This window comes from Synechococcus sp. R3-13 (genome assembly GCF_047462195.1).
Taxonomy (GTDB): domain Bacteria; phylum Cyanobacteriota; class Cyanobacteriia; order Thermostichales; family Thermostichaceae; genus Thermostichus.
In genome coordinates, this window is sequence record NZ_JANSIO010000347.1 from 1 (window position 1) to 1,235 (window position 1,235).

General features: G+C 61.4%; 1 protein-coding gene. It reads left to right on the forward strand.

Annotated elements, in window-relative coordinates:
* A partial coding sequence (locus tag NW856_RS10510) for an argininosuccinate synthase (RefSeq protein ID WP_414400181.1) occupies positions 1 to 1,044 on the forward strand: 1,044 nt, incomplete at its 5' end.
* Between the last annotated feature and the right edge of the window lie 191 nt (positions 1,045 to 1,235).

Consider the following 1,235-nt stretch of genomic DNA (forward strand, 5'->3'; position numbering starts at 1 on the left):
CGGGAGGCTGTCCAGGCCCTCATTACCGACTATACCTTCCCGGCCATCCAGGCCAACGCCCTCTACGAGCAGCGCTACCCCCTTTCCACGGCCCTGGCCCGACCCCTGATTGCCAAGCTGCTGGTGGAAGTGGCGGAAGAGGTGGGCGCCGATGCGGTGGCCCACGGCTGCACCGGCAAAGGCAACGACCAGGTGCGCTTTGATCTGGCTATTGCTGCTTTAAATCCCCAGCTCAAAGTGTTGGCCCCTGCCCGCGAGTGGGGGATGACCCGCGAGGAGACCATTGCCTATGGGGAGCGCTACGGGATCCCCATGCCCGTGCAGAAGTCCAGCCCCTACAGCATCGACCTCAACATTTTGGGCCGCAGCGCTGAAGCCGGCATCCTAGAAGATGCCGACCGGGAGCCGCCGGAGGAAGTGTATGCCCTCACCCGGCCTATTTCCCAGACACCCGACGAGCCCGCCTACGTGGAGATTGAGTTCGAGCAAGGGATCCCTGTCGGGCTGGATGGGCAGCGCCTTGGCCCCAAAGCCCTCTTCGAGCAGCTCAACTCCTTAGCTGGCCTGCATGGGGTGGGCCGCATCGACATGATTGAAAACCGCCTAGTGGGGATCAAGTCGCGGGAGATCTACGAGTGCCCTGCTCTAATGGTCTTGATCCAAGCCCACCGCGAGCTGGAAAGCCTCACCCTCACCCGCGATGTCATCCATTACAAGTACGGCATCGAGACCACCTACAGCCAGTTGATCTACAACGGCCTTTGGTACTCGCCGCTGCGGGAGGCTCTGGACGCCTTTATCCGCGCCACCCAGAAAAGCGTCACCGGTGTCGTGCGGATGCGGTTGCACAAGGGCCAGGCGGTCTGTGTGGGCCGTCGCTCTCCTTATTCCCTCTACAACCCCGAGCTGGCCACCTACGGGGAAGGGGATCAATTCGACCACCGCGCCGCCGAAGGCTTTATCTACATCTGGGGCCTGCCCACCCGTGTCTGGGCCCAGGTGCACCGGGGCCACGACTCCCATCCTGGCCTCAGTGGTGATTAAGCACTCCTGCGTGGTCGTTTAGAGGCTTTTGAGGTTCTCAATGGAGCAACAATGGGCTCTCTTCTCCGGATTGCCTGAGCAGATTGGTGGGCCTTTGGCTAGCCTGTCGGAGTCGAAATCAACATAGTGATTCTCAGGTTAAGGTGAGACCCCTGGGCCATTGATCGCGCCAGCGGGACGGAGTCCTTGAA